Origin of the sequence: Micromonospora sp. NPDC005197 (assembly GCF_040608295.1) — a bacterium.
Lineage (GTDB): Bacteria > Actinomycetota > Actinomycetes > Mycobacteriales > Micromonosporaceae > Micromonospora.
The window spans coordinates 1-6,914 of sequence record NZ_JBEXHY010000199.1 but is presented as its reverse complement, the minus strand read 5'-3'; the positions used below and the strand labels follow the sequence as shown (position 1 = coordinate 6,914).

The 6,914-nt window shown below is 71.6% G+C and carries 5 protein-coding genes; 1 reads left to right on the top strand and 4 read right to left on the bottom strand.

Annotation, left to right across the window (positions count from 1 at the left end; translation table 11 throughout):
- The first annotated feature begins 134 nt into the window (after positions 1–134).
- Complete coding sequence (locus ABZU46_RS30375; protein ID WP_354863138.1) at positions 135–1,568, top strand: MFS transporter; 1,434 nt, start codon at positions 135–137, stop codon at positions 1,566–1,568.
- 323 nt (positions 1,569–1,891) lie between these two features.
- Here ABZU46_RS30375 and ABZU46_RS30370 read toward each other — a convergent pair whose 3' ends face one another.
- The 4 genes from ABZU46_RS30370 to ABZU46_RS30355 all read right to left on the bottom strand — a co-directional run bounded on the left by ABZU46_RS30370 (position 1,892) and on the right by ABZU46_RS30355 (position 6,788).
- A complete protein-coding gene (locus tag ABZU46_RS30370) occupies positions 1,892–3,562 on the bottom strand; it encodes a glycoside hydrolase family 13 protein (protein ID WP_354863139.1) in 1,671 nt (556 codons plus the stop codon).
- A gap of 95 nt (positions 3,563–3,657) precedes the next feature.
- Positions 3,658–4,704: a LacI family DNA-binding transcriptional regulator gene (locus tag ABZU46_RS30365; protein ID WP_354863137.1), complete on the bottom strand. Its 1,047-nt coding sequence runs from the start codon at positions 4,702–4,704 to the stop codon at positions 3,658–3,660.
- A 67-nt stretch (positions 4,705–4,771) separates the two neighbouring features.
- Positions 4,772–5,740, bottom strand: coding sequence for a carbohydrate ABC transporter permease (locus ABZU46_RS30360; protein WP_354863136.1), 969 nt, complete (start codon positions 5,738–5,740; stop codon positions 4,772–4,774).
- Between the two features lies 1 nt (position 5,741).
- Positions 5,742–6,788 (bottom strand): sugar ABC transporter permease, encoded by a 1,047-nt coding sequence (locus ABZU46_RS30355; protein WP_354863135.1) that lies wholly within the window; start codon positions 6,786–6,788, stop codon positions 5,742–5,744.
- Positions 6,789–6,914 lie beyond the last annotated feature (126 nt).

Here is a 6,914-nt window from a genome sequence, read left to right as displayed (position 1 = left end):
AACCAGGCGCTGACCACCCGCACGTCGCGGGCCAGGAACTCGGGCCCCTGCGGGTTCGCCACCACGTCGACCACCTGCGGCAGATCGACACCCGCGTCGCGACTTGCGTACCGGAGTCTGGTTGGCTGCCCGTCATGAGCGTGACCAGTGGCGGGCCCGGCCAGCGCCGGAGTGGCCGGGGCGGCGGCCGGGCGCACCGGCTGTACAGCGTCGTGGTGTTCGTGCTGCTCGCCTCGCTCGACAACGTGGCGATCGGGCTCGTCCCACCGCTCTACAAGCCGATCGCCGGCGCGTTCGACGTGTCGGGGCGGCTGCTCGGGCTGGTCACCGCCGTCAGCTTTCTGGTCAGCGCGGTGGCCGCGGTCGGCTGGGCGTACGTCGGGGACCGGAGCAACCGCAAACCGCTGCTCATGGTGGGCACACTGCTCTGGGCGGCGGGCACCGGCGGCAGCGCGCTCGCCGGCGGGTACCTCACGTTCCTGGCCGCCCAACTCGTCGCGGCGGTCGGTCTCGGTGCGGTCGGCTCGGTGGGCTTCTCGGTGGTCACCGACCTGATCTCGCCGACCCGGCGCGGGCTGGTGATGAGCTTCTGGGGGCTCTCCCAGGGCGTCGGCACGCTCGCCGGCACGCTGTTCGGCGGGCTGCTCGGCGCGGCCGACTGGCGGCGGCCGTTCCTGCTGCTGACCGGGGTGGGCCTGGCCGCCACCCTGGCGTACCTGTTCACCTACGACGTCCGCCGCGGCCAGAGCGAACCGGAGCTGGCCGACGCATTGGACGCCGGCGCGGACTACGACTACCGGATCAGTCGGGCCGACGTGCCGAGGATCCTGGCCCGGCGTACCAACCGGTGGCTGATCCTGCAGGGCCTGACCGCGCAGGCGGCGTTCGGCTCGCTGGTCTGGCTGCCGGTGCTGTTCGCCGAACGGGCCGAGGCCCAGGGCTTCTCGGAGTCGACCGCGGTGGTGGTGGGCAGCGTCTTCGCCACGCTGTTCCAGCTCGGTGGGGTGCTCTCCATCGTGGGTGGGCTGGTCGGCGACGCGGTGCAGCGGCGTACCCCGGGGGGTCGGGCCCTGGTCGCGGCGGTCGGCATCCTCGCCGCGCTGCCGTTCTACCTGGTGCTGTTCTTCGTGCCGGTGACCATCGACGTGCCCGACGGCGGCAGCGCCGGCGCGGTGGTCGGCGCGGTGCTGTCCAGCGTGGTCACCGAGCCGTCGGTCGGCCTCAGTCTGCTCACCGCCGTGGTGGCGCTCGCGTTGACCTCGGCCAACTCGCCGAACTGGTTCGCGCTGATCGCCGACGTAAACCCGCCGGAGCACCGGGGGACCGTCTACAGCCTCGGCAACCTGGTCAACGGGGTCGGCCGGTCGGCCGGCAACGGCCTGGTCGGGGTCGCCTTCCAGGGTCTGCGCGCGGCCTTCCCGCCACCACTGAACTTCGCCGTCGGGCTGGCCGCGTTCCAGCTCTTCTTCATTCCCACCGGCATCATGTACTGGCTCGCCTCGCGTACCTCACCGGCGGACATCGACAACGTGCACGACCTGCTGCACACCCGAGCCGACCGCCTCTGACAGGCCCTCGCCCCGTACCCGCGCCGGCTCGTTGGCTGGTTGTTCCGGAGCGGCCTGGACCTCCTTCTCATCACCCGATCATCGGGCGGCCGCCAGGTCCGCGTAGTGCCAGCGCCGCCTTTGCTCTGCTTCAACCCACGCAACACATAAGGGCACCGACTGTCGCCTCGGTTGAAGCAGAGCAAAGGACGTGATGCGCAGCGGTCCCCGTCCCCGACCCCCCCACCGGCCCGGCGCTGGAAAGCGGTGGGGCGGTGGGGCGGACTCCATTCAAACGGCAGCGGAGCAGGCCGCGGCGGCGGGAGAGGGCTGGACCGGACCGGTCAGCCGCGGAGCCAGACCGTGACGTCGGTCGGGACCGCGCCCTCGTCCAGCGGTGCGCTGGCGGCCAGCACCTCGGCGCCGGCCGGAACCGGCACCGGAGTGTCGCCGAAGTTGGTCAGCACCGTCAGCTCGCCGTTGCGGAAGGCCAGCACCTCGTCGTTGGAGGACAGCCACTCCAGCGTGCCCCGGCCCAGGCCGTGGGCGCGGCGCAGGCGCAGCGCCGTGCGGTACAGCTCGTACGTCGAGCCGGGCACGTCGCGCTGCCGGTCCAGCGCGTACTCCGCCCAGGACGGGGGTTGCGGCAGCCAGCTGGCGTCGGTGGGCCCGAAGCCGTACGACGGGGCGTCGGCCTCCCACGGGATCGGCACCCGGCAGCCGTCGCGGCCCCGCTGGGTGTGCCCGCTGCGCGCCCAGGTCGGGTCCTGCCGGGCCTCGTCGGGCATCGTGGTGTGCTCGGGCAGGCCCAGCTCCTCGCCCTGGTAGAGGTACGCCGAGCCGGGCAGGGCGAGCATCAGCAGGGTGGCCGCCCGGGCCCGGCGCAGGCCGAGCGCGGCGTCCGGCTGCGGGTCGCCGATGCCGATGCCGTTGGGCCGGCCGCCGCCGATCGCCAGGCCGAGCCGGGAGGCGTGGCGTACGACGTCGTGGTTGGACAGCACCCAGGTCGTCGGCGCGCCCACCGAGTCGGTCGCCTCCAGGGAGCGGGTGATCACCGCGTACTGGGCCGGCGCGGTCCAGGCGGCGAGCAGGTACTCGAAGTTGAACGCCTGGTGCATCTCGTCCGGGCGGACGTAGCGGGCCAGCCGCTCGGCCGGCTCCACCCACGCCTCCGCGACCAGTACCCGCTCGCCGGGGTAGCTGTCCAGGACCCGCCGCCACTGCCGGTAGATCTCGTGCACGCCCTCCTGGTCCCACATCGGCGGGCGCGGCTTGTCGATCTCGTTGCCGGAGAGGATCTCCTGGGGCTCCTGCCAGTCGGCCAGGTCGGCCTGCTTGACGAGGCCGTGCGCCACGTCGACGCGGAAGCCGTCCACACCGCGGTCCAGCCAGAACCGCAGCACGTCCAGGAACTCCTCGTGCACCTCCGGGTTGTCCCAGTTGAGGTCGGGCTGGCCGGTGTCGAACAGGTGCAGGTACCACTGGCCGGGTCGGCCGTCCGGGTCGACCGTCCGGGTCCAGGCCGGACCGCCGAAGACGCTCTGCCAGTCGTTCGGCGGCTGGTCGCCGGCCGGGCCGAGGCCGTCGCGGAAGATGTACCGGGACCGCTCCGGGCTGCCCGGCGCGGCGGCCAGCGCGGCCTGGAACCAGCGGTGCGCCGACGAGGTGTGGTTCGGCACCAGGTCGACGATCACCCGCAGGCCGCGGGATCGGGCCTCGGCGATCAGCTTGTCCGCGTCGGCGAGGGTGCCGAACAGCGGGTCGACGTCCCGGTAGTCGGCCACGTCGTAGCCCGCGTCGGCCTGCGGGGACGGATAGAACGGGGAGAGCCACACCGCGTCCACGCCCAGCTCGACCAGGTGGTCGAGGCGGGCGGTGATGCCCGGCAGGTCCCCGATGCCGTCACCGTCGGAGTCGGCGAACGAGCGTGGGTAGATCTGGTAGATGGCGGCCTCGGTCCACCAGCCGGTGATCGGGTGACCGGAGGAGGTCTGCTGCGTCGGATCGGTGTTCAGGGTCGTCTCCCGTGTCGCGCGGTGGGTGGACTGCCGGCGGTGCTGCTGCCGGCCGCGTCGCCGCCAGCCGCCGGCCGGCGGCGGATGGTTGGGGTTCAGTGTGCCCGCGGCGGCGCGGTGGACTCTCGGACCACCAGCCGAGTGGGCAGGATCACCGATGTGTCGCCGCCGGCGGTTCGTTGACCGACGATCGGGCTCAGGTTGCGGGCCCCGAGCGGGTCGAGCAGCATCCGGGCGGCCAGCCGGCCCTGTTCGGCGGCCGGCTGGGCGATGGTGCTGAGCCCGAGCACGCCGGCGAGGTCGTGGTCGTCGATGCCGACCACGCTGACGTCCTGCGGTACGCGCAGCCCGGCGTCGCGCAGCGCGGTCATCGCGCCCATCGCCATCTCGTCGCAGGCGGCGACGATAGCGGTCGGCGGAACACCGCGGGCCAGCAGCTCTGCGGCGGCCCGGTTGCCGCCGTCGATGGTGAACGACGACTCGACGTCCAGGCTCGGATCGGGTCGCAGGCCGGCGGCCCGCAGCTCCGCCTGGTAGCCCCGGCGCCGGTCGAGGTGGGTGGTGAAGGCCAGCTCGTCGTCGGGGTCTCCGGAGATGTGCGCGATCCGCCGGTGACCGAGGTCGAGCAGGTGGCGGGTGGCCATCCGCGCGGCGGCCACGTCGTCGATCCGTACGCACGGCCAGTTGGGCACCCTGCTCCCCGAGCTGATGGTCACGCCGGGCAGATCCAGGGCGGCCAGCGCGGTCAGGTCCGCCGGGCGCAGCGGCGTGGCGACCAGCATCATGGCGTCGACCCGCTTGTGCAGGTTGGCGGTGCGCAGCACCCGCTGGCGGATCTGCTCCCGACCGCCCAGGTTGTAGAGCAGCAGGTCGTAGCCGGAGTGGTGCAGATACTCCTCGACCGCCTCGACGACCGTGCTGAAGAACCAGCGGGTGATCCGGGGTACGACCACCGCCACCGTGCCGGTGCGGCCACCGGCGAGCCGGGACGCGCTCGGCGAGACCGCGTAGTCGAGCTGCTCGGCGGCCGCGAGGACTCTGCGTCGGGTGGCGGCCGAGACCGTCGGCAGCCCGCGCAGGGCCCGCGAGACGGTTGCCGTGGAGACCCCGGCCAACCGGGCGACATCATCAATCTTCGTCATGCTTCCCCCGCTCGGTACCCGTCGCCCGCCGCCGCCCTCAGGGGCCAGGCGGCGGCGGGCAAGCGGGTCAGCCCTTGACGCTGCCGGCGAGCAGACCTCGCACGAAGAAGCGCTGCAGGGACAGGAATACGACGAGCGGTACAACGATCGAGACGAACGCGCCCGCGGTCAGCCGCTGCCACTCGTTGCCCCGGGTGCCGGCCATCTCGGCCAGCCGAACCGTGAGCGGGGCGGTCTCGTTGCCGCCGCCGGCGAAGATCAGCGCGACCAGCAGGTCGTTCCAGACCCAGAGGAACTGGAAGATGCCGAACGCGGCCAGCGCCGGGGTGATCAGCGGCAGCACGATGGTGCGGAAGATCTTCGGGTGGGTGGCCCCGTCGACCCGGGCCGCCTCCATCAGGTCGCCGGGGAGCTGCGAGATGAAGTTGTGCAGCAGGAAGACCGCGAACGGAAGCGCGAAACAGGTGTGTGCGAACCACACCTGGGCGAACTTCTGCTCGTCGACCAGGTCCCATGCCGGCATCAGGGTGACGCCGCCGAGGGTGACGCCGGTGGAGAAGAACTTCAGCAGCGGCACCAGGGCCATCTGCAGCGGGACGATCTGCAACGCGAAGATCGCTATGTAGAGCCAGTCCCGCCCGCGGAAGTTGATCCACGCCAGCGCGTACGCGGCCAGGGCCGCGAAGGCGAGCGGGAAGAGCACCGACGGGATGGTGATCGCCAGCGAGTTGATGAAGTAGCTGGCGAGCTGCCCGGACGACGCCGACCGCCCGAAGAGGACCTGCTGGTAGTTCTCCAGGGTGAACTGCGGGTTGGTGAAGGCCGTCCACCAGCCGGTGGTCTTGATCTCGTCCTCCGGACGGAGGGAGGAGACGAACAGGCCGAAGGTCGGGATGGTCCAGACCACCGCGATGACGATCGAGACGAGCGTGGCCGTACGGCTGTTGAGTCGCCGACGTACCCGCCCGGCGGCGGTGGACGCGGTGCCGTCGGTCTTCTGGACGCCGGCGGCGACGGTGGGCGTTGCGGTCGTCATCTCAGCCCTCCCGCTGTTGACGGAGGTTGCGGATCTGGTAGATCACGACCGGGATGACCAGGATGAAGAGGAAGACCGCGAGCGCGGAGCCCTGCCCGTTCTGGCCGTACCGGAACGCCTGGTTGTACATCTCGCTGGCGATGACGCTGGTGTCGTAGTTGCCGTTGGTCGAGGTCCGGACGATGTCGAAGACCTTGAGCGTGGCGATCGTGAGCGTCACCGCCACCACGATCAGGGCCGGCCGGATGCTCGGCATGGTGATCTGCCAGAACATCTGCCAGGGGCTGACCCCGTCGAGCCGGGCGGCCTCCACGATGTCGCCGGGGATCGCCTTGATCGCGGCGGAGAGCACCACCATGGCGAAGCCGGCCTGGATCCAGACCATGATGACGATCAGCAGCAGCGTGTTCAGGGGTGATTCCAGCAGCCACTGCTTGGGCTCGCCGCCGAGGCTGGTGACGATCTGGTTGAGCAGACCGATCTGGTCGCCCTCGCCGCGGTAGGCGTAGACGAACTTCCAGATGATGCTGGCGCCGACGAAGGAGATCGCCATCGGCAGGAAGATCAGCGACTTGGCCACGGCCTCGAACCGGGCCTTGTCCACCAGGACGGCGTAGATCAGGCCGAACGCGGTCGCCACCAGCGGGACCAGAACCACCCAGACCAGGGTGTTGATCAGGACCCGGAGCATCGAGTCGTCGGAGAACATCCAGCCGTAGTTGCGCAGTCCCACCCAGTTGGTGCTGCTCCCGTCCATCAGGGAGAGCAGCACGGTGCGAATGGCCGGCACGACCAGGCCGATGGTGAGGAGCAGCAGCGTGGGCAGCAGGAAGAAGAGCGCGAAGATCCCCTCCCGTTGCCGGGGGCGGCGGGGAAGTGGAGCTCCACTCACCGAGGCGGCCACGAGCTGCGCCTCCCGTCGCCGGGCAAACCAGGCCGGGACGACGTCGAGCAGCAGGAGCAGACCGCCCACCACCACCACGAAGGCGACCAGCCCGTACATCAGCATGAGGAGCTTCGGCTGCTCATCGGCGAAGTCGAACTCCATCAACCCTCCCTTCCGGGTCCGGTTCGGCCGGTGGGGGCGGGCGGCCGGCCGCCCCCCGGCGCCCCCGCCCGGGCCGCGGTGGGGCCGCGGCGCCGGGCGCGCGGGCCCCCGGCGGGCGGCGGGTGA